The 21,045-nt window shown below is 68.3% G+C and carries 20 protein-coding genes, 1 pseudogene and 1 riboswitch; of the genes and pseudogenes, 7 read left to right on the forward strand and 14 right to left on the reverse strand.

Annotated elements, in window-relative coordinates:
* Positions 1 to 15: 15 nt before the first annotated feature.
* From ribH to ACFCYE_RS12710, 6 genes are all read right to left on the reverse strand, one after another.
* Positions 16 to 492 (reverse strand): 6,7-dimethyl-8-ribityllumazine synthase, encoded by a 477-nt coding sequence (ribH, locus tag ACFCYE_RS12685; RefSeq protein ID WP_376179220.1) that lies wholly within the window; start codon positions 490 to 492, stop codon positions 16 to 18.
* Positions 489 to 1,763: a GTP cyclohydrolase II gene (gene ribA, locus ACFCYE_RS12690; RefSeq protein ID WP_376179222.1), complete on the reverse strand. Its 1,275-nt coding sequence runs from the start codon at positions 1,761 to 1,763 to the stop codon at positions 489 to 491. Before ribA ends, ribH begins: the two co-directional genes overlap by 4 nt.
* Positions 1,760 to 2,389: a riboflavin synthase gene (locus ACFCYE_RS12695; RefSeq protein WP_376179224.1), complete on the reverse strand. Its 630-nt coding sequence runs from the start codon at positions 2,387 to 2,389 to the stop codon at positions 1,760 to 1,762. Before ACFCYE_RS12695 ends, ribA begins: the two co-directional genes overlap by 4 nt.
* Entirely contained in the window at positions 2,389 to 3,438 is a 1,050-nt protein-coding gene (gene ribD, locus ACFCYE_RS12700) for a bifunctional diaminohydroxyphosphoribosylaminopyrimidine deaminase/5-amino-6-(5-phosphoribosylamino)uracil reductase RibD (RefSeq protein ID WP_376179225.1), read from the reverse strand. The genes ACFCYE_RS12695 and ribD overlap by 1 nt, the downstream gene beginning before the upstream one ends.
* Before the next feature lie 50 nt (positions 3,439 to 3,488).
* Positions 3,489 to 3,636, reverse strand: a riboswitch (FMN riboswitch).
* Between the two features lie 54 nt (positions 3,637 to 3,690).
* Positions 3,691 to 4,554 (reverse strand): Fpg/Nei family DNA glycosylase, encoded by an 864-nt coding sequence (locus ACFCYE_RS12705; RefSeq protein ID WP_376179227.1) that lies wholly within the window; start codon positions 4,552 to 4,554, stop codon positions 3,691 to 3,693.
* 79 nt (positions 4,555 to 4,633) lie between these two features.
* On the reverse strand, positions 4,634 to 5,200 hold the full coding sequence (locus ACFCYE_RS12710; RefSeq protein WP_376179229.1) for a GNAT family N-acetyltransferase: 567 nt from the start codon (positions 5,198 to 5,200) through the stop codon (positions 4,634 to 4,636).
* Positions 5,201 to 5,279: 79 nt separating this feature from the next.
* Between ACFCYE_RS12710 and mfd the strand changes: the two genes are divergently transcribed.
* Positions 5,280 to 8,828 carry a transcription-repair coupling factor gene (gene mfd, locus ACFCYE_RS12715; protein ID WP_376179231.1) on the forward strand — a complete coding sequence of 1,183 codons (3,549 nt, stop codon included), beginning with the start codon at positions 5,280 to 5,282 and terminating at the stop codon, positions 8,826 to 8,828.
* A gap of 68 nt (positions 8,829 to 8,896) precedes the next feature.
* The gene (locus ACFCYE_RS12720; protein WP_376179574.1) at positions 8,897 to 9,493 is read left to right on the forward strand and encodes a gamma carbonic anhydrase family protein; all 597 of its coding nucleotides are present in this window, start codon (positions 8,897 to 8,899) and stop codon (positions 9,491 to 9,493) included.
* Positions 9,494 to 9,506: 13 nt separating this feature from the next.
* On the opposite strand, the gene ACFCYE_RS12725 is transcribed toward ACFCYE_RS12720, so the two are convergent.
* From ACFCYE_RS12725 to ACFCYE_RS12740, 4 genes are all read right to left on the reverse strand, one after another.
* Positions 9,507 to 9,887, reverse strand: coding sequence for a hypothetical protein (locus ACFCYE_RS12725; protein ID WP_376179232.1), 381 nt, complete (start codon positions 9,885 to 9,887; stop codon positions 9,507 to 9,509).
* 13 nt (positions 9,888 to 9,900) lie between these two features.
* The gene (locus ACFCYE_RS12730) at positions 9,901 to 10,164 is read right to left on the reverse strand and encodes a hypothetical protein (protein ID WP_376179233.1); all 264 of its coding nucleotides are present in this window, start codon (positions 10,162 to 10,164) and stop codon (positions 9,901 to 9,903) included.
* 110 nt (positions 10,165 to 10,274) lie between these two features.
* Positions 10,275 to 11,162, reverse strand: coding sequence for an arginase family protein (locus ACFCYE_RS12735; protein ID WP_376179234.1), 888 nt, complete (start codon positions 11,160 to 11,162; stop codon positions 10,275 to 10,277).
* A 1-nt stretch (position 11,163) separates the two neighbouring features.
* Complete coding sequence (locus ACFCYE_RS12740; protein WP_376179236.1) at positions 11,164 to 12,441, reverse strand: DUF445 domain-containing protein; 1,278 nt, start codon at positions 12,439 to 12,441, stop codon at positions 11,164 to 11,166.
* Between the two features lie 52 nt (positions 12,442 to 12,493).
* On the opposite strand from ACFCYE_RS12740, the gene ACFCYE_RS12745 reads away from it, so the two are divergent.
* Entirely contained in the window at positions 12,494 to 12,766 is a 273-nt protein-coding gene (locus tag ACFCYE_RS12745; RefSeq protein WP_376179237.1) for a metal-sensitive transcriptional regulator, read from the forward strand.
* Between the two features lie 6 nt (positions 12,767 to 12,772).
* On the opposite strand, the gene ACFCYE_RS12750 is transcribed toward ACFCYE_RS12745, so the two are convergent.
* From ACFCYE_RS12750 to ACFCYE_RS12765, 4 genes and pseudogenes are all read right to left on the reverse strand, one after another.
* Entirely contained in the window at positions 12,773 to 13,930 is a 1,158-nt protein-coding gene (locus tag ACFCYE_RS12750) for an acyl-CoA dehydrogenase family protein (protein ID WP_376179238.1), read from the reverse strand.
* Positions 13,927 to 14,682 carry an alpha/beta fold hydrolase gene (locus ACFCYE_RS12755; protein ID WP_376179240.1) on the reverse strand — a complete coding sequence of 252 codons (756 nt, stop codon included), beginning with the start codon at positions 14,680 to 14,682 and terminating at the stop codon, positions 13,927 to 13,929. The genes ACFCYE_RS12750 and ACFCYE_RS12755 overlap by 4 nt, the downstream gene beginning before the upstream one ends.
* A 33-nt stretch (positions 14,683 to 14,715) precedes the next feature.
* A complete protein-coding gene (locus tag ACFCYE_RS12760) occupies positions 14,716 to 15,612 on the reverse strand; it encodes a sugar kinase (protein WP_376179242.1) in 897 nt (298 codons plus the stop codon).
* Positions 15,609 to 16,762: pseudogene (locus ACFCYE_RS12765) on the reverse strand (MFS transporter). Before ACFCYE_RS12765 ends, ACFCYE_RS12760 begins: the two are co-directional and overlap by 4 nt.
* 401 nt (positions 16,763 to 17,163) lie before the next feature.
* On the opposite strand from ACFCYE_RS12765, the gene nrdH reads away from it, so the two are divergent.
* Genes nrdH through nrdF form a run of 4 tightly spaced genes read left to right on the forward strand, consistent with a single transcriptional unit; the run spans position 17,164 to position 20,997 of the window.
* The gene (nrdH, locus tag ACFCYE_RS12770; protein WP_120228032.1) at positions 17,164 to 17,397 is read left to right on the forward strand and encodes a glutaredoxin-like protein NrdH; all 234 of its coding nucleotides are present in this window, start codon (positions 17,164 to 17,166) and stop codon (positions 17,395 to 17,397) included.
* Positions 17,398 to 17,409: 12 nt separating this feature from the next.
* The gene (gene nrdI, locus ACFCYE_RS12775) at positions 17,410 to 17,844 is read left to right on the forward strand and encodes a class Ib ribonucleoside-diphosphate reductase assembly flavoprotein NrdI (protein ID WP_376179244.1); all 435 of its coding nucleotides are present in this window, start codon (positions 17,410 to 17,412) and stop codon (positions 17,842 to 17,844) included.
* Positions 17,841 to 19,985, forward strand: coding sequence for a class 1b ribonucleoside-diphosphate reductase subunit alpha (gene nrdE / locus ACFCYE_RS12780; protein ID WP_376179245.1), 2,145 nt, complete (start codon positions 17,841 to 17,843; stop codon positions 19,983 to 19,985). Before nrdI ends, nrdE begins: the two co-directional genes overlap by 4 nt.
* Before the next feature lie 31 nt (positions 19,986 to 20,016).
* Positions 20,017 to 20,997, forward strand: a complete 981-nt coding sequence (gene nrdF, locus ACFCYE_RS12785; protein ID WP_376179246.1) for a class 1b ribonucleoside-diphosphate reductase subunit beta — start codon at positions 20,017 to 20,019, stop codon at positions 20,995 to 20,997.
* The last annotated feature ends 48 nt before the right edge of the window (positions 20,998 to 21,045 follow it).

Here is a 21,045-nt window from a genome sequence, read left to right on the forward strand (position 1 = left end):
CCAGGTAGGCGAGCCTCAGCCGCGCAGGTGCTTCACGAGCAGCGCGGTGCGGATCGCGGCATCCGCGGCCTCGGCGCCCTTGTCCTCCTTGGAACCGGGAAGGCCCGCGCGATCCAGGCCCTGCGTCTCGTCGTCGAGGGTGAGGACGCCGAACCCCACCGGCTTGCCCGCATCCAGCGACACCCGGGTCAGCCCGTCAGTCGTCGCAGCCGAGACGTACTCGAAGTGCGGCGTGCCTCCGCGGATGATGACGCCGAGGGCGACGACGGCATCCGCTCCGCCGGCGAAGGCGGCCTGTGCGGCGAGGGCCAGCTCGAACGAGCCGGGTACGCGCACGAGGCGGTGCGTCGCCTGCGCCGCGTTCAGCGTGCGCTCGGCACCCGCGATGAGACCGTCGGTGATCGTGTCGTGCCAGGTGCCGGCGATGATGACCACGTTCAGCCCGGTTCCATCGACCGGTTCCTGCGGGGTGGGGGCTCCTGCGCCGCTCATACCTTGTCCTTCCCGTTGGCGAGAGCTTCAGCGAGCTCCGCCTCTCCGATGATGTGACCCATCCGGTCGCGCTTGGTCTCGAGGTACTGGTGGTTGTTCGGTCCGACGCCGACGATCAGCGGCACCTGCTCGACGACATCCAGTCCGAGTTCGCGCAGCTGCTTCACCTTGTCGGTGTTGTTGGTGAGCAGACGCACCTTCGAGACGCCGAGATCGCTGAGGATTCCGGCTGCCGCCGCGTACTCGCGGGCATCCGCCGGCAGTCCGAGCGCGAGGTTGGCATCGACCGTGTCGAGGCCCTCCTCCTGCAGGCTGTACGCGCGCAGCTTGTTGATGAGGCCGATGCCCCGGCCCTCGTGACCGCGCATGTAGATGACCACGCCGCCGTCCTGCTCGATCGCGTCGAGGGCGGCGTCCAGCTGGGGACCGCACTCGCACTTGAGCGAACCGAAGGCCTCGCCGGTCAGGCACTCGGAGTGCACGCGCACGAGCGCCGTCTCGCCCACATCTCCCTTGACGACCGCGATGTGGTCGGTGCCGGTGACGCGGTCCTTGTACGCGAGGAAGCGGAACGTGCCGTGCTCGGTGGGGACGGTGGCGTCCGCACGGAGGCTGACGCGGCGCCTGCCCGTGGCGGATGCCGCGGGTGACTCGTCACGCGGGTCGACCTCGTTCAGGTGGGCGATGAGCTGCTCGATGGTGATGACGGGGACGTCGTCGCGCTCACCCAGTTCGATGAGTCCGGGAAGGCGCATCATGCTGCCGTCCTCGGCGACGACCTCCGCGATCGCGCCCACGGGGCGCAGGCCCGCGAGCTTCATCAGCTCGACGGCGGCCTCGGTGTGGCCGCTGCGCTCGCGGACGCCGCCGTCGACGGCGCGCAGCGGCAGGATGTGTCCTGGGCGGATGATGCTCGTGGATGTCGATTCGGGGTTCGCCAGGACGTTGAGCGTGTGTGCGCGATCGTGTGCGCTGATGCCCGTGGTCACGCCTTCCGCGGCATCCACGCTGACCGTGTACGCGGTCGAGCGCGCGTCCTCGTTGGCCTCGACCATCGGCGGCAGGTTCAACTGGTCGGCGAGATCGGTGGGCATCGGGGCGCAGATGAATCCGGAGGACCAGCGAACCGTCCACGCCACCCACTCGGGCGTCGCGAGCTCGGCGGACAGGATGACGTCGCCCTCGTTCTCACGGTTCTCATCGTCCGCGACGATCACGGGGCGACCGGCGCGCAGGGCGTCCAGGGCCGCAGGAATGGTGGCAAGGCTCATCGCGAGCCTCCTTCCGGAGCAGAGCGGAATGCGAGCAGGCGCTCGACATGACGGGCCAGGATGTCCGTCTCGAGATTGACGACGTCGCCGACGTTTCGGCCGCCGAGGGTGGTGGCGGCCAGAGTCTCCGGGATCAGCGAGACCTCGAGCCACGGGTCGATGGCGCCGGCGTCGCTGACGGCGCTCACCGTGAGCGAGGTGCCGTCGATCGAGATGGATCCCTTGTCGACGACGAGCGGGGCGAGCTCGGCGGGCAGCGCGACGCGGAGGACGCTCCACTGATCGCCGGGGCGGACTTCGACGATGCGGCCGATGCCGTCCACGTGGCCCTGGACGATGTGGCCGCCCAGACGGGCGCCCACCGGCATCGCCTTCTCGATGTTGACGCGCGAGCCGACGGATGCCGCGGCCAGCGCCGAGACGTCGAGGGTCTGCTTCATCACATCGGCGTCGAAGGTCTCGGGCGTCGAGTCGACGACGGTCAGGCACACGCCCGATACCGCGATCGACTCGCCGTGCACGGCATCCGCGGCCGCGCCGGGGGCGCGGACGGTGAGTCGCCACCCGTCTCCGGACGGTGCGATGGCGGTGATCTCGCCGATCTCGGTGATGATTCCGGTGAACATCAGCTTCCTTCTTCCGTGACTTCCGTAGCGGCGGACGCGTCCTCGGGGTGCGCGACGACGAGCAGGTCGGCGCCGAGTTGCACACGCTCGTCGACGATGAGGCGCCTGGCGTGGGCGATCGAGCCGACGCCGATCTCGGTGAGCGCGAGACGACGGCCGCCCAGCAGCACCGGCGCGATGTAGGTGAGGATCTCGTCGGCCAGCTCCGCGGCGATGAACGCGCTCGCGAGCGTCGGGCCGCCCTCGACGAAGAGCCTCTGGATGCCGCGGGCGTGCAGTTCGCGCATCACCGTCTGCAGGTCGCGGGTCTCGAATCGCAGCAGCGCGTGCGGGTGGCGGTGCAGCGCAGCGGTCTCGGGGATCTCACGCGATCCGATCACGACAGGGATCGGCTGATGGGGGAAAAGCGCGTCACCGTCCCTCGCCGTGAGCAATGGATCGTCTGCGAGCACGGTTCCGGTGCCGACGGCGATCGCATCGGATGCCGCGCGCCGTCTGTGCACGTCCGCGCGGGCCTGCGGGCCGGTGATCCACTGACTGCTGCCGTCATCCGCGGCGGCGCGTCCGTCCAGGCTCTGCGCCCATTTCACGGTGACGTGCGGGCGGCCGAGGCGCTGCGCGGTCAGCCAATCGCCGATGACGGTGCGTGCGGCATCCGCCTGCTCGCCGGCTTCGACCTCGATGCCGGCGGCGCGCAGGCGATCCGCGCCACCACCGGATGTGGCACCAGGGTCGTCGAGGGCGTACACGACACGGCGGACGCCGGCGTCGATGAGTGCGAGCGCGCACGGGCCGGTGCGGCCGGTGTGGTTGCAGGGCTCGAGCGTGACGACGGCGGTGGCGCCGCGCGCGGCGTCGGGATCGAGGTGCGACAGCGCGTCGACCTCCGCGTGCGCGGTGCCGGCGCCGCGGTGCCATCCCTCGGCGATGACGTCGCCGGTCGGGGAGAGGAACACGGCACCGACCTGCGGGTTCGCGCCCCGCGGGCCGCGGACGGCGAGTTCGATGGCGCGGGTCATCGCCCGGCGCTCAGCCTCGGTCACTGCCATCCGTCGTCCTTCGTGAAGGCTCCGGGGGTGGTCGAATGCGCGCGTACGCGCATCGTGCTGCCTCCCATCCGGACTAGCGAGGTCTCCCTCGCATCACCGTCGGTTCCGGATTTCCACCGGATCGGCGTCTCGGATGAACCGAGACGTTCGCGGACTGTCACCGCCGGTTCGGATTCTCACCGACCCCGGAGCACGTTGATGCTCTGAGTGTACTCAACGCACCTGAGCGGATTTCATTCCTCGGCGGAACCGTCATTTCAGCAGTCGTGACAGCCGTCGATCGGCGAGCACCTTGCCCCCGGTCTGGCAGGTCGGGCAGTACTCCAGGGAGCGGTCGGCGAAGAAGACGCTGCGGACGGTGTCGCCGCACACAGGGCATGCCTCTCCTCGGCGTGCGTGCACCTGCATTCCGCGCCGCTTGGCGTCTTTGAGGTCGGCGGGCGGCTTGCCCGAGGCTTCCGCCACGGCTTCTCGCAGGGTGTCCTGCAGTGCGGTGAACAGCCGATCGACCTCGTCGTCTTCGAGCGTGCCGGCGATCGCATAAGGCGACATGCGCGCCGCATGCAGGATCTCGTCGGAGTAGGCGTTGCCGATGCCGGCGATCACGCCCTGGTCGCGCAGCAGCCCTTTGATCTGCATGCGCCGCCCTTCGAGCAGACCCGCGAACACCTCGCGCGTGAACGCATCATCGAGCGGGTCCGGTCCGAGGCGCGCGATTCCCGGTACGTCCTGGGCGTCGCGCACGACGTACACGGCGAGGGATTTCTTGGTGCCGGCCTCGGTGAGATCGAACCCGCTGCCGTCGTCCAGCGCGACGCGCACGGCGATCGGACTCTTGCCCGGCTTGATGAGAGTGGTCGGCAGTTCGTCGTACCAGCGCAGCCATCCCGCCTTGGCGAGATGGAACACGAGGTGCAGGTCGTCCCCGCAGGTCAGGTCGACGAACTTGCCGTGCCTGGTGGCCCCGGTGATCGTGGCTGCGTGCAGCGCCGTGTTCGGCGGATCGAACGTCTTCAGCGCGGCGATCGCACCGATGCTCGTCCGCGTGATCGTTCGGCCTGCGGCGCGCTCGCCGAGGAAATCGACGAGCCCCTGGACCTCCGGCATCTCAGGCATGCAGCCATCCTGTCACCGGCATCCGACAACGTCACCCCCCGCGGCTGCGCCGAGCGCGTGCCGACGGGGTCGGCCCGGCTCAGTCCAGCACCGTCCAGGCCACCGGCATGCGGTCGTCGGTCGCCAGCAACCCGGCGAACCAGCCGTCGTCACGGCCTCGAGGGCTGGTCAGTGCGAGGCGCTGCAGGCCTTCGTACCGGAAGCCGAGCGTCCGCGCCGTACGAGCGGACGGGATGTTCCCCGCGACAGCGCGCCAGCCCAGACGCACCATGCCCTGCTCGGCGAACGCCCAGTCGATGACGGGCCGCGCAGCCTCGCTCAGGTAGCCCTTCCCTCGCGCATCGGAGACCATCCAGAATCCGATCTCGGCATCCGTGCCGGCCGGGTGGGCGTTCACGTGGTGCAGTCCGATCATCCCGACCAGCGCGCCGTCGGCCCTCACCGCCCACACGAAGTCCTTCTCCTCCTCCCAGCCCTTCGCCACGGAGACGATGAAGTCGTCGGCGTGCTCACGCGTGTAGGGGCTGGGGACCGTCGTCCACCGAGGGATCTCAGGGTCCTGGCAGGCCCGGGTGATGTCATCCGCATCGGATGCCGTCGGAGTGCGCAGCTCGAGGCGGTCGGTGGTCAGCACGACGGTTTCCATCCCGGCATCCTATGAGCCCGACCGGCGGTGGTCGACGTCGGACCGCGCGCGTGTCGGAGGTGCGGCATAAGCTGGTCCGGTGACTGTTCCGGGGATTCTGCGCGCCTTGGAAGAGGCGTCTCTGTATCGTGACGCCTTGACCTGGGCGCAGACCGACGCCGACCTCGGCCTGGTCGACGGCCTCGATGCGCCTGCGCTCGCCGGGCTGCTGCGCAAGCGCGCGCAGGGGGGACATCCGGCCTCGCTGCTGGCGATCGCGCCCACCGGACGCCGCGCCGAGTCGCTCGCGCAGGCTCTGGAGGCGTACCTGCCGGATGCCGAGATCCTCAGCTTCCCCGCGTGGGAGACCCTGCCTCACGAGCGGCTCAGTCCGAGTCCGGATACGGTGGGCCGGCGCCTGGAGACCCTGCGGCGCATCACCGCATGGACGGGCGAACGTCCGCTCGTCGTCGTCGCGTCCGTGCGCGCGGCCCTGCAGCCCATCGCCGGCAACCTCGGTGAGGCCGCGCCGCTCGAACTCGTCCTCGGCGGACGGGGCATCGAGCTCGAGCAGGCCGTCGAGCAGCTCGTCGAGCGCGCGTACACCAGGGTCGACATGGTGTCGCGCCGAGGGGAGTTCGCCGTCCGAGGCGGCATCTTGGATGTCTTCCCCGCCGCGTCCGAGCATCCCTACCGCGTGGAGTTCTTCGGCGACGAGGTCGATCAGATCCGTGCGTTCTCGGTCGCCGATCAGCGCTCCCTGCCCGGCGATGTCGACCGGGTCGAGCTGCCGGCCAGCCGCGAGCTGCTGCTGACGGCCGATGTGCGCGAGCGCGCTCGCGCCCTGGTCGGCGCGTTCCCGGCGATCGCCGGGATGCTGGAGAAGATGGCCGAGGGCATCCCGGTCGAGGGCATGGAGTCTCTGCTCCCGGCCGTCGCCGGACCCCTCCAGTCTCTGGTGGAGTATCTGCCGGAGGGCTCGGCGACGGCGCTCGTCGACCCCGAGCGCTCGACGACCCGCGCGCAGAGCCTCGGCGACACGAATCGCGAGTTCCTGGATGCCGCATGGAGCGCTGCGACCTCCGGCGCCTCGGCACCGATCGACCTCGGGGCCGGCGACTTCCTCACTGTCGCGCAGCTGCGCGAGGTCGTCACGGAGCGGGAAGGCGTCTTCTGGCGGCTCAGCCCTTTCGCGACGGACGATACGGATGCCGAGAACATCGACGCGTCGATCATTCCGTCCTTCCACGGGAACGTCGACGGAGCGATCGCGTTCGTCGAGGCCCGCGTCACCGACGGCTGGCGCGTCGTCGTCATCGCGTCCGGTTCGGGACTCGTCGAGCGCGCGCGCGATGTGCTCAGCGATCGCGGTGTCGCCGCGCGCATCGTGGACAGCCTGGAGGCAGCGCCGGAGGCGGGTGTGGCGACGCTCGTCACCGGATCCGTCGAGAGCGGATTCCAGGTGCCGGAGGCGAAGCTCGCCGTCCTCACCGACAACGAGTTCTACGGCCGCACGATCGGCGGCGATCAGCGGGTCGTGAAGAAGCTCGCCTCGCGACGCAAGAACGTCGTCGATCCCCTTCAGCTCAAGCAGGGCGATCACGTCGTGCACGCCACGCACGGCATCGCGCGCTTCGTCGAGATGACCCAGCGCGAGGTGTCGACCGGTGGGCGCAACGCGACCAAGACGACGCGCGACTATCTGGTGCTCGAGTACGCGCCGTCCAAGCGCGGCTACCCGGGCGACAAGCTGTACGTGCCCACCGACCAGTTGGATCTGCTGTCGAAGTACGTCGGCGGCGAGGCCCCTGTGCTGTCCAAGATGGGCGGCAGCGATTGGTCCGCGGCGAAGGGCAAGGCGCGCAGGGCCGTCCGCGACATCGCGGTCGAACTGGTGAAGCTGTACTCGGCCCGGATGTCGGCGAAGGGGCACGCGTTCGGACCGGACACCCCGTGGCAGCGCGAGCTGGAGGAGGCTTTCCCGTTCGCGGAGACGCCGGACCAGCTCCAGACGATCGACGAGATCAAGGCCGACATGGAGCGGCCGATCCCGATGGACCGCCTGCTCTCGGGCGATGTCGGGTTCGGCAAGACCGAGGTCGCCGTGCGCGCCGCGTTCAAGGCGATCCAGGACGGCAAGCAGGTCGCGATGCTGGTGCCGACGACGCTGCTCGTGAAGCAGCATCTCGAGACGTTCACCGAGCGCTTCGCCGGATTCCCGGTGAAGGTGCGTCCGCTGTCGCGCTTCCAGACCGACAAAGAGGCACGACTGACGCTGCAGGGTCTGATCGACGGCTCCGTCGACATGGTCATCGGCACGCACCGCATCCTCACCGATCAGGTCATGTTCAAGGACCTCGGCCTCATGATCATCGACGAGGAGCAGCGCTTCGGCGTCGAGCACAAGGATGCGCTGAAGAAGATGAAGACGAACGTCGACATCCTCGCGATGAGCGCGACGCCGATCCCGCGGACGCTCGAGATGGCGGTCACCGGCATCCGGGAGATGTCGACCCTGCAGACGCCTCCCGAGGACCGGCATCCGATCCTGTCGTTCGTCGGGGCCCGCAGCGACAAGCAGATCGCCGCGGCGATCCGGCGAGAGATCCTGCGCGAAGGGCAGATCTTCTTCGTGCACAACCGCGTGCAGTCGATCCAGCGGATCGCGAGCGAACTCGCCGAACTCGTGCCGGAGGCGCGCATCGCCGTCGCGCACGGCAAGATGGGCGAGCATCAGCTGGAGCAGGTCGTCGACGACTTCTGGGAGCGCAAGTACGACGTCCTCGTGTGCACGACGATCGTCGAGACCGGTCTGGACATCTCCAACGCCAACACGATCATCATCGACCGCGCGGACAAGTACGGTCTCAGTCAGCTGCACCAGCTGCGCGGTCGCGTCGGCAGAGGGCGCGAGCGCGCATACGCCTACTTCCTCTACGACGACGGCAAGGAGCTCTCTGAGACGGCGGCCGACCGGCTGCAGACCATCGCGATCAACAACGATCTCGGCTCGGGTATGCAGGTCGCCCTCAAGGACCTCGAGCTTCGCGGTGCCGGCAACCTGCTGGGCGCCGAGCAGGCAGGTCACATCGCGGGGGTCGGGTTCGATCTCTATCTGCGGATGATCGGCGAGGCCGTGGCGACCTTCCGCGGTGAGGAGACCGAGACCGGCGGCGAGCTGCGCATGGAGCTGCCGGTGGACGCCCGCATCCCCGAGACGTACATCGACAGCGAGCGTCTGCGCCTGGAGGCCTATCAGAAGCTCTCGGCGGCAGCGGCCGCGACGGCCAAGGACGACGCGATCGATCTCGTGCGCGAGGAGCTCGCGGACCGATACGGCACGCCGCCGGACGAGGTCGAGGGGCTGTTCGCCATCGCGCGCCTGCGTCGGAGGGCCGCCAAGGCCGGTCTGGCCGACGTCGTCGCGATGGGCTCGAACCTGCGCGTCGCACCCGCACGCCTGGAGGACTCGATGAAGGTGCGACTGCAGCGGCTGTATCCGAACGCGAAGCTCGTCGGCGGGGGAGAGGCGCTCGTCGTGCCTCTTCCGCGACCGGGCGGCGAAGCGCCGACGGACGCCGGGCTGCTGGAGTGGGTCGGTCAGCTGTTCACGGCGCTGTTCCCCGAGGCGGTGCCCGCGGCATCCTGAGCCCGGCCGGTCGCATCCGATTCGGCGCGGTCCGTCGCGCAGGGCGGATGCCGGAGTACGCTGACGGCATGCTGTACGAGCACCTCGGGGCTCGCCCCCGCATCGACGACACCGCCGTCATCGCGCCCACCGCCGTCATCTCCGGCGACGTGACGATCGGACCGGACTGCCAGGTGCTGCACGGCGCCGTGATCACGGCAGAGGGCGGATCGATCACGCTCGGCGAGAACGTGATCGTCATGGAGAACGCCATCGTCCGTGCGAGTTCGGCCAACCCGGTCCACATCGGCGATCATGTGCTGATCGGACCCGGCGCGTCGGTCTCGGGGGCGACGATCGGCGATGAGGTGTTCCTCGCGACCGGCACCAGGGTGTTCAACGGCGCGCACATCGGCGATCGAGCCGAGGTCCGCATCAACGCCGTCGTGCATCTGCGCACCACACTGCCGGAGGATTCCGTGGTGCCGATCGGGTGGGTGGCCGTCGGCGACCCACTCGTGGTCCTGCCGCCCGACCGGCACGAGGAGATCGCGGCCGCCCAGCAGGAGCTGGACTTCCCCGGGTACGTGTTCGGCGTGGACAGGGACACCCCGGACGTCATGGTCCAGCTCACCGAGCGCTACGCGCGGTCGCTCGCCAGGCACGCGGACGACGCGCCGGCGTGAGCGAGGCGGAGGACTAGGCGGTCGGCACCGCCGCCCACGCGATCATCACGCAGGTGAAGAGGCCGGCCAGCGCGATCGCGGCCATGGCGAGCATCAGCACGGCCAGCACCCTCAGGCGACGCGTGCGATCGCCGATCAGCACGCGCGCGGCGAGCAGACCGCCGTACAGCAGCACGATCGAGACCAGCGTCGCCCACGCGACGCCGGCAGCCCCGGCGGGGTCGGCCAGAATCATGATCAGCGGCACGGCGCACGCGATCGCGAACATGCCGGCCACGACCACCCAGACGGTGCCGTCCGAGGTCCGCAGCGCCGGTTGATTGCGCACCAGCGTCTCATCCTCCGTGTGGCGCCGGCGCGTACGATGCCGCGACGAGCCGGCGTGATCGGTCATCTCGGAGCTCCGCTCAGACACGGTCGACCAGTTGCGCTTCGCCCTGCAGGCGGGCGCAGTGCGCGCAGCAGAAGATCTGCGCGTCCGCTTCGACGCCGTGACCGATGATGCGGCATCCGCAGTGCGCACAGGTGGGCGCCATCGCCTGGATCGCGCACTCGAAGCTGTCGAATGTTCCGACGCGGTCGCCGCGGGCGACCGTGAACACCTTGTCGTAGACGTTCCCGCACGTGTCGCAGGTGGCCGTCATCGTCGCGGAACCGGGTACGGCGTTCATGAGAGTCTCCTTCGCCTCCAGGGGGACTCAGGATGCCGCAGCCAGGCGTGCGCGTCGAAGGGCTGGCGCGCGTGAGAACGGAGGCGTACCCTCGGACGCCGACTCGGACGTCAGCGCGATGCGAGACCGGCCAGCAGCTCGAGCACGCACAGCGCGGCCAGGCGGACGGTCCGCCCGTCCGCGGTGTCGGCGGTGGCGTCCACTTCGGCGATGTCGGCGCTGACGACGCGCGGATCGGATGCGACGGCGCGCGTGAGCGCGCGCAGCTCCCACGCGGCGAGTCCGCCGGGCACGCTCGCCGGGCACCCCGGGGCGACCGATCGGTCGCACACGTCGACGTCGATGTCGAGATGGATGCGCGCTGCGGCATCCGCCCCCGCCACATCCACGGCCTCGGCGACCACGTCGGCGATGCCGCGCCGGCGGAGCTCGTCCAGGGTGATCACGCGGATGCCCCAGTCGGCGGCCCGCTGGACGTACGCGGCCGAGTTCGCGAAGTCGGCGATGCCGATCTGCACGATGCGCGACCCGTCGATGCGCTCGCCGTCGGGGGCGTCCTGGATGAGGCGGCGTACGGGGGAGCCGTTGGAGACGCCGTCGCGCAGATCGAAGTGCGCATCGAACGTGATGAGTCCGCTCGCACCGGCGCCGCGCGCGACCGGGTAGGTGACGGAGTTGTCTCCGCCGAGCGCGATCGGGAACGCCGGTCGAAGGGCGCGCACACGTGCGACGACCCCCTCGACATCGGTGTCCGCGTCCGCGACGTCTCCGGCATCCGTGATCCGCAGCGCCTCGTTCAGATCCACCACCGTCGGACCGATCACGGTGGTGCTGTAGCGTCGCAGCGCCTCGCGGATCGCAGCCGGCGTCGCGTGGGCGCCGGTCGGTGAGAGGGACGTGCGCCACGCAGGGATGCCGATGATCGCGGCATCCGCTGCACCGTCCGGTGCGGGCCAGGAGCCGGCGCGGGGCCAGAGCGGATCGTGGGAGAGTGCCATGTCAGACTCCGGGGATCAGGTTGTGGGCGATGGTGAAGATGGCGAGTCCTGCGAGCGCACCGACGATCGTGCCGTTCAGTCGGATGTACTGCAGGTCCCGACCGACCATGAGCTCGATCTTCTCCGTCGTCTCCGCAGGGTCCCAGCGCTCGACGGTGTCGGTGATGATCGAGGCGATGTCGTGGCGATAGCGGTCGACGAGGAACACCGCCGCGTCCGTGATCCACGCATCGACGCGGCGCTGCAGCGATTCCTCGGTCGTCAGCCGCTCGCCGATCTCGCGGACCGCCTGCGCGGCTCGCTGACGCAGACCGCTCGCGGGGTCTGCCAGCGACGCCAGCAGCCCTGACTTGGCGGTGTGCCACGCGTCGGCGGCCAGAGCAGCGACGCGCGGACTGTCGAACAACGCCGACTTCGCGTTCTCGAGCTTCGCCCTCGTCGTCGGGTCGTGCTGCAGCCCGTCCGCGAGGCGGCCGAGATATCCGTCGATCGCGATGCGAGCCGGATGCCGGGGGTCGGACTGCACGGCACCGACGAACGTCACCGCCTCGCGATACACGGTGTCGTCGACGAAACGGTGCGCGAGCTTGGGCACCCACGACGGGAGCCGGCGGGAGACGAGTCCGGTGAAGGCCTCCGCGTTCGCGTCGAGCCAGGTCGCGATGCTGTCCACCGCGAGATCGACGGCGCCGAAGTGCGCGTCGGTCTCGACGATGCGCTGGAGCCAGACCCCCGCGGGCGTGCCCCAGTCCGGGTCGATCAGGTGCTCGCGGGCGAGGTCTCCGATGAGGTCGCGGACGTCGTCGTCGCTGAGCGCATTGAGCACCGCGGTCGCGACCGTGGCCCCCTCGGCGGCCACCCGGTCCGCATGCGCCGGAACGCGCAGCCACTCGCCGGCTCGTTCCGCGATGCGGGTCCGCGAGAGCTTCTCGCGGACGACGTCGGCTGCGAGGAAGTTCGTCTCGACGAACTCGCCGAGGGTGCGGCCGATCTCGTCCTTGCGGTTCGGGATGATCGCCGTGTGCGGGATCGGCAGCCCCAGGGGCCTGCGGAACAGCGCAGTGACCGCGAACCAGTCGGCGAGGGCGCCGACCATGCCGCCCTCGGCGGCTGCGCGCACGTACTGCAACCAGGTGTGGCGCTCCTGCAGCCAGAACGCGATCACGAACGCGATCGCCATCGCGATCAGTGCGCCGAGCGCGACGGCCTTCATCCGCCGAAGGGCTCTGGCGCGCTCCTGATCGGCTGGGGAGAGCAGAGCCATCGGTGTGCGCGCCATGTCGTCATCCTCGCACGCGAGCACCCACCTGTACGCGAGTACCCTCGGAAGGGTGATCGAAGACATCAAGAAGCGCGCCCTGCATCGCACCAGCATCCTCGAGGGGCAGCTGCGCGGCGTCGCGCGGATGATCGAGAACGAGGAGTACTGCATGGACATCATCACGCAGTCCCGCGCCATCCAGAAGTCGCTGGAATCCCTGAACCGGCTGCTGCTCGAGAACCACCTGCGCACGCATGTCACGCACATGTTCGAGCACGGCGGAGACGAGCGCGATCAGGCCGTCGCCGAGCTGCTCAAGGCGTTCGACTTCGACCGCAAGTAGGTCGTCTCAGCTCTCCAGCGGACCCAGCCACGCGCTCGCCGCGGTGGAATGCGCCGACTCGGGATCCGACGGGTGGAAAACACCGGCCAGCACGTCGCGGTACAGGCGCGACAGCTCGTTCGAGGAGAAGTACGCCCCGCCCCCGGCCGTCAGGATGGCGTCGTCGACGACGCTCTTCGCCATCGACACCGCTCGGTGCTTGACGCCGGACAGCAGCGTGAACCAGCATCCGCCGTGATCGACGAGGTCATCGACGTCGCGCGCGAGGGCCGCGATCTGCGGCGGCAGCGCGTCGTATGCGAGGCCCATGTCGGCGATGCGCCAGCGGATGTCCGGATCCTGGCTGTACGTCGTCCCGGTCTTCTTCGATCGACGCTTCTGCACGGTCTCGACGGCGAGATCCAGAGCGCGTCGCGCGATCCCGGTGTACACCGAGGCGAGCAGGATCTCGAACACGCTGAAGATCCCGAACACGATCGCGTCAGGGTTCGGTCCAGGCGCGATGCGCCGCACGATGTGCTCGGGCGTCGCGACCGCCCCGTTCAGCCGGGTCGTCCTGCTCTGCGTCCCGCGCATGCCCAGCGTGTCCCAGTCGTCGCTGGTCGTCACGGCATCCGTGCGATCGACGAAGGCGAACACGAGCCGGGGTGCGTCCGGCGAGGTGGTGTCGAGGCCGTGCAGACCCAGCTTCGTCCACACCGGAGCGAGCGAGGTGAAGATCTTGGTGCCGGTGAAGGCGTAGCCGCCGTCCGGCTGGGGCGCGGCATCCGTGTCGCTGCCGAACAGGACGAGATCGTTGCCGCCCTCGCTGATGCCGAAGGCGAACACCTCGCCGGCGACGGCGCCGTTCTGCACGAACTCGAGTCCTGGTACGCCGCGGTCGCTGAAGACCTTCGCGACGCCGGTCCACACCAGGTGCATGTTGATGGCCAGCGCGGTCGCCGGTGCGGCCGACGCGAGACGCTGCTGCAGCACGGCGGCCTGCTCCAGCCCGAGGCCGGCCCCGCCCCGCTCGGACGGAACCAGGATGCTGAGGTACCCCGCGTCGCGCAGCTCATCCAGGTCCTGTTGCGGGAATGTGTTCTCCCGGTCGTGGATCGGCGCCCGCTCGCGGATGCGCTCGAGGAGGTCGTCGGGGAGGTGTACGGCGGGGTCGAAGCTCACGAGAGGGCCTCCAGGATCTGCTGCATCGTGTCCTCCGGCTTATCGCGGTGCGGCGAGTGCCCTGCGCCGTCGACGATCGACATCGAGATGAGCGGGTTCGCCGAGAGCACGCCGTCGGCGACCGCACCGGTGAAGAGGCTGTAGACCGCGGGGTCTGCGCCGATGACGTGGGTCGGGATCGTCAGCCGCGACGCATCGACGCGGACATCCCAGGGCTGGTTCTGCGCGCTGGTCTCCTCGATGGCCCACCCGCTCGCGCGCGTCACCGCGTCGATCTTGAGCTCGAGATCCTGTTCGTGCCAGTGCGGATGCTCCTCACGGACCACCTCGATGCGGTTGTCGGCGAAGGCGCGCTCCTGGCTGCGTCGGACGATCGTCGCGTCGCGTCCGTCGACCAGGATCGCCGGGTCGATCAGGACCAGGCGCTTCGTCCAGGACGGATCGGATGCCGCGGCCACCGTGCTCGCGGCGCCGCCGAGAGAGTGGCCGATCACGGCATCCCACGACGCACGGCCATCGGGGCGGGTGAGCGCGAGATCCTCCGCGTACGCGCCCACCGTGTAGTCGAGGGTCCGAGGCGCATCGCCGTGACCCCGCAGATCGACGGCGACGGCATGCCAGCCCGCGTTCGCGAGGGCGTCGCCGACCCGCCACATGAGAGCGCCGGACGAGCCGAGGCCGTGCACGAGCAGGGCGGTCCTGGCGGAATCGGGGGCGCCCCAGGAGAGCCGGGGGAGAGTCACAGCAGCCACGCCCCTCAGCCTACTGACCGGTTCGCTCGCGTCTCAGGGGTGCGGCGGCATGTCCGCCGCGATGGTCAGCACGCGTGCGGCGGCCGCGTGACCGGCCGACAGCCGCTCCGCCAGGGGCAGACCATCGAGCGTTGCGGCCAGGAAGCCGGAGGCGAAGGCATCGCCTGCTCCGACGGGCTCCACGACGTCGACCACGGGAGCGGGGACGAACACCGGCTCGTCATCGCCCGCGTATGCGGTCGCCCCGACATCGCCGTCCTTCACGACGAGCAGGGCGCAGTTCGGCAGGAAGGTCCTGATGTCGTCGGCCGTGGCCGTGCCCCAGATGCGCTCGGCCTCGTCGCGTCCGACGAAGGCGATGTCCGTGGCATCCGCGAGCCGCGCGAGGGTCGCCGCTGCGTCCTCGAGAGACCAGAGCGCACGCCGGTCGTTGACATCGAAAGACACCAGGGCTCCGGCGGCACGAGCGTCGTCGAAGAGCCGATCGATCATCTCGCGGCACGAGGCCGACAGCGCCGGCGTGATGCCCGTGGTGTGCACGATGCGCACCCCTGCCAGCCGCTCGGCCGGCAGGAAGCCCGGCGCCATGCGGGACGCCGCCGAGCCGCGCCGGTAGTAATGCACGGTCGAGCCGTCGACCCCCGGGTCCTTGAACATGACGCCCGTCGGGGCCTCCGCATCGCGCTCGACCCACAGTTCGATGCCGCGGCGGGCCAGCTCCTCCGTGATGCGGGTGCCGAGCGGATCGTCTCCGACCCGCGACGCCCAGGCCACGCGGTGTCCTGCGGCGGCGATCCCCGCCGTCACGTTCGACTCGGCTCCGGCGAGTCCGACGGATGCTTCGGATGCCCAGGCGAGCGCGGCGTCCGTCGGGGTGATGAGGATCATCGTCTCGCCGACGCAGACGATCTCGGGGGATGCAGTGCTCATGAAGGGGTGACCGCCACAGGTTCGGTATCGGGGAAGGGGCTCGGATCGCGGTGACGCAGGTCGGGGAAGGACCGGACGAAGACGATCGCGACGACCACACCGACGATAGCGAACAGCGTCGCGGCCAGGTACGCGCCCTGCGGGCCTCCTGTGCTGTCGACGAGGAATCCGGCGATGGCCGAGCCCGCGGCGGCGCCGATCAGCTGCCCCGTGCCCGCCCAGCCGAACGCCTCGGCCGTCTCACTGAACTTCACGCTGGCGGTGGTGATGGCGAACAGCACAGCCAGTGCCGGCGCGATGCCGATGCCGGCGAGCAGGAGCGTCCCGCCGAGCCAGAAGATGTTCAGCGACACCATCGTGAGCGCGAGGCCCACCGCCACGATCACCAGTCGGCGCGCCATGGCCCACTGGCCGATCGGTATGTGGCCCATCGACAGGCCGCCCACGAGACTGCCGACCGCGAAGACCGCCAGCACGAGTCCCGCTTCCAGGCTGCCGTGCTCGAACGTCGCCACGACGCCGACCTCGACGGCCGAACAGGCGCCGATCAGGAGGAACCCGATCACGGTCGCCAGCAGCACCGGCGGCTTCAGCACGACGCGGCCGAACGCACGGCGGCTACGAGGGATGCGGACCCGTCCGACCTCGGGGGAGAGGATGAACCAGCCGCAGCCGACGACGAGGAATGCCGCGACGAGCAGAAGTCCCTGGGTCGTTCCGATCTGCGTGGACACGAGCGTGATGACCACCGGCGCGAGGATCCAGATGATCTCCTGCAGCGAGGCATCCAGGGAGAACAACGGCGTCAGCTGCGAGGAGTTGACGAGCTTCGGGTAGATCGTGCGCACGGCGGGGTGGACAGACCCGCGAGCAGCCCGAAGAACATGTAACCGGGCAGGTTCAGCGGCAGCGCCGCGAGGCAGAGCATGGCGCCGATGCACACCGCTGCTGTCAGGGTGAGCACGCGTCGCATGCCCCACGCGCCCATCCAGCGGCTGGTGACAGGGCCGGCGACCGCCTGGCCGACCGAGGTCGCGGCGAGTACGAGCCCTGCGGCGCCGTAGGAGCCGGTCTGCTGCTCGACGTGCAAGAGGATCGCGAGCGACGCCATGCCGTTGGGGAAGCGCGCCGTCAGCTGCGCCGCGATCATGCGCCCGACGCCAGGCGTGCGAAGAAGGTCCCGATATCCCGCCACCAGACAACGGTACCGGGGCGTCTCCCGACGGTCATCACGCGTGGTCCCGCGACACGCCGGGGACCTCTCTCCACAGGAAATCGGATGTCCGACCCCCGGCGTAACGTGCCGGCTGTGGATAGATTCTCGGCACTTGACCGCGAGGCGCGATTTGATGCGGTTCGAGGGCCTTCGAGAAAGGTCGCCGGCTGTGGATGAAACGGTGGACAACCTGTGTTGTATCAGTGGAGAGCGGTGGAAAACTACACGGATGTAACTACTATCCCTTGTGGTCGGTCCGAATGTCCGTCCCTATATGTAGTATTGAAGTCCCGGCGGGGGCCCTGCCGGAAAACCAGGATTTGAGGGGAAGCGATATGTCGATCACGGTCTACACCAAGCCTTCGTGCGTACAGTGCAATGCCACCTACCGGGCGCTGGATGCCAAGGGCATCGAGTACGAGATCCATGACCTCTCCGAGGACGCCGCGGCGCTCGAACAGGTCAAGGCGCTCGGCTACATGCAGGCTCCGGTCGTCGTGACCGACGAGGGCCACTGGTCGGGCTTCCGTCCCGACAAGATCGACGAGCTCGCCGCTCGCCTGGCGTAAGGAGAAGAAGTCATGAGCGCCGTCGCGACAGCAGCGCCGCTCCTGGTCTACTTCTCCAGCGTCTCAGGGAACACGGCGCGCTTCGTCGAGAAGCTGGGCCTCCGCTCTCGCCGCATACCTCTGCACCGCACCGAGGAGGATCTCGTCGTGGATGAGCCCTTCGTGCTCGTCACCCCGACGTACGGGGGCGGGCAGGGACGCGGAGAGGAGAAGGGCGCCGTACCCAAGCAGGTGATCCGGTTCCTCAACGACGAGCGCAACCGGCGCCACATCCGCGGGGTCATCTCCGCAGGGAACACGAATTTCGGCGACGCCTTCTGCGTCGCCGGCGACATCATCAGCCGCAAGTGCCACGTGCCTCACTTGTATCGGCTGGAAATCTTCGGCACACAAGACGATGTCGATCTGGTGACCGACGGATTGGAACGACGGTGGACTCTTCAGTGACCGAGACAGTGGCATTCAAGGCGAACCCCGCATACGAGGGTCTCGACTACCACGCGCTCAACGCGATGCTGAACCTCTACGACGCGAACGGCAAGATCCAGTTCGACGCCGACAAGCGCGCCGCGCGGGAGTACTTCCTGCAGCACGTGAACCAGAACACGGTGTTCTTCCACTCCCTCAAGGAGCGGCTGGACTACCTGGTGGAGAAGGAGTACTACGAGGGCGCCGTCATCGAGAAGTACTCGTTCGACTTCGTCCAGCGCCTCAACGATCTCGCCTACTCGAAGAAGTTCCGCTTCGAGACCTTCCTCGGCGCGTTCAAGTACTACACCAGCTACACGCTGAAGACATTCGACGGCAAGCGCTACCTCGAGCGCTTCGAGGATCGCGTCGTGATGACCGCTCTCGCCCTGGCTGACGGCGACGAGCAGGTCGCCATCGACCTCGTGGAGGAGATCATCTCCGGCCGCTTCCAGCCGGCGACCCCGACGTTCCTCAACGCGGGCAAGGCGCAGCGCGGCGAGCTCGTCAGCTGCTTCCTGCTGCGCATCGAGGACAACATGGAGTCGATCGCCCGTGGCATCAACTCCGCGCTGCAGCTGAGCAAGCGCGGCGGCGGCGTCGCACTGCTGCTGTCGAACATCCGTGAGGCGGGTGCGCCGATCAAGCAGATCGAGAACCAGTCCTCGGGCATCATCCCCGTGATGAAGCTCCTCGAAGACAGCTTCAGCTACGCCAACCAGCTCGGTGCCCGCCAGGGCGCCGGTGCGGTGTACCTCAACGCGCACCACCCGGACATCATGCGCTTCCTCGACACCAAGCGCGAGAACGCCGACGAGAAGATCCGCATCAAGACGCTGTCGCTCGGTGTCGTGGTGCCGGACATCACCTTCGAGCTCGCCAAGAACGACGAGGACATGTACCTGTTCTCGCCGTACGACGTCGAGAAGGTCTACGGAGTGCCGTTCGGTGATGTCTCGGTCACCGAGAAGTACCGCGAGATGGTCGACGACCCCCGCATCAAGAAGACGAAGATCAACGCGCGCGAGTTCTTCCAGACGATCGCCGAGATCCAGTTCGAGTCGGGCTACCCGTACATCATGTTCGAGGACACGGTGAACAAGGCCAACCCGATCAAGGGCCGCATCAACATGTCCAACCTCTGCAGCGAGATCTTGCAGGTGAACACGCCGACCACCTACAACGAGGACCTCTCGTACAAGGAGATCGGCAAGGACATCTCCTGCAACCTCGGTTCGATGAACATCGCCCTGGCGATGGACGGCGGCAATCTGGCCGCCACCGTCGAGACCGCGATCCGCGGCCTCACCGCGGTGAGCAACCAGAGCCACATCGCCTCGGTCCGCTCGATCGAGGACGGCAACGACCGTTCGCACGCGATCGGCCTCGGCCAGATGAACCTGCACGGCTACCTCGCCCGCGAGCACGTGTTCTACGGATCCGAAGAGGGTGTCGATTTCACGAACATCTACTTCTACACCGTGCTGTTCCACGCGCTGCGCGCGTCGAACAAGCTCGCGATCGAGCGCAGCCAGGCCTTCGACGGATTCGAGGACTCCACGTACGCGTCCGGCGAGTTCTTCGACAAGTACATCGATCAGGCCTGGGTACCCGCGACCGACAAGGTCAAGGAGATGTTCGCCGGCCACTTCATCCCGACGCAGGCCGACTGGGTCGAGCTGAAGGAGTCCATCCAGAAGCACGGCATCTACAACCAGAACCTGCAGGCGGTGCCGCCGACCGGCTCGATCTCGTACATCAACAACTCGACGTCGTCGATCCACCCGATCGCGTCGAAGGTCGAGATCCGCAAGGAAGGCAAGCTCGGCCGCGTGTACTACCCGGCGGCGTTCATGACGAACGACAACCTGGAGTACTACCAGGACGCGTACGAGATCGGCTACGAGAAGGTCATCGACACCTACGCCGCCGCCACCCAGCACGTCGACCAGGGTCTGTCGTTGACGCTGTTCTTCAAGGACACCGCCACCACGCGCGACATCAACCGGGCCCAGATCTACGCATGGCGCAAGGGCATCAAGACGATCTACTACATCCGTCTGCGTCAGCTGGCGCTCGAGGGCACCGACATGACCGAGTGCGTCTCGTGCATGCTCTGAGCCCGACCAGGAACCCGAGAGACGACGAAGAATGACCCCTCACGAACCGCTCAAGCTGGTCGACAGCGTCCAGGCGATCAACTGGAACCGCATCCAGGACGACAAGGATGTGGAGGTGTGGAATCGCCTCGTCAACAACTTCTGGTTGCCCGAGAAGATCCCGCTGTCCAACGACATCCAGTCGTGGAACACCCTCACCCCCGACGAGCAGCTGCTCACCATGCGCGTCTTCACCGGACTCACCCTGCTCGACACCGTGCAGGCCACGGTCGGTGCCGTCTCGCTGATCCCGGATGCGATCACTCCGCACGAGGAGGCCGTCTACACGAACATCGCGTTCATGGAGTCGGTGCATGCGAAGAGCTACTCGTCGATCTTCTCGACCCTGTGCTCGACGAAGGAGATCGACGAGGCGTTCCGCTGGTCGGTGGAGAACCCGAACCTTCAGAAGAAGGCTCAGATCGTCACGGACTACTACCGCGGCGACGACCCGCTCAAGCGCAAGGTCGCCTCGACCCTGCTCGAGAGCTTCCTGTTCTACTCCGGCTTCTACCTGCCCATGCACTGGTCCAGCCGGGCCAAGCTCACCAACACGGCTGATCTGATCCGTCTGATCATCCGCGACGAGGCCGTGCACGGCTACTACATCGGCTACAAGTTCCAGCGCGGTCTGGAGACGGTCGATCAGGCCAAGCGGGACGAGCTGAAGGACTACACCTTCTCGCTGCTGTACGAGCTCTACGACAACGAGGTGCAGTACACGCAGGACCTCTACGACGGCGTCGGCCTGACCGAGGACGTCAAGAAGTTCCTGCACTACAACGCCAACAAGGCGCTGATGAACCTCGGCTACGAAGCGATGTTCCCCTCCAGCGTCACCAACGTGAACCCGGCGATCCTGTCGGCGCTCTCGCCGAACGCGGACGAGAACCACGACTTCTTCTCGGGGTCCGGTTCGTCGTACGTCATCGGCAAGGCCGAGGCGACGGAAGACGACGACTGGGACTTCTGAGTCCGAGCACGAACGACGAAGGGCCTGCGAAGCGATTCGCAGGCCCTT

This window comes from Microbacterium sp. NPDC056234, from assembly GCF_042267585.1.
GTDB lineage: Bacteria > Actinomycetota > Actinomycetes > Actinomycetales > Microbacteriaceae > Microbacterium.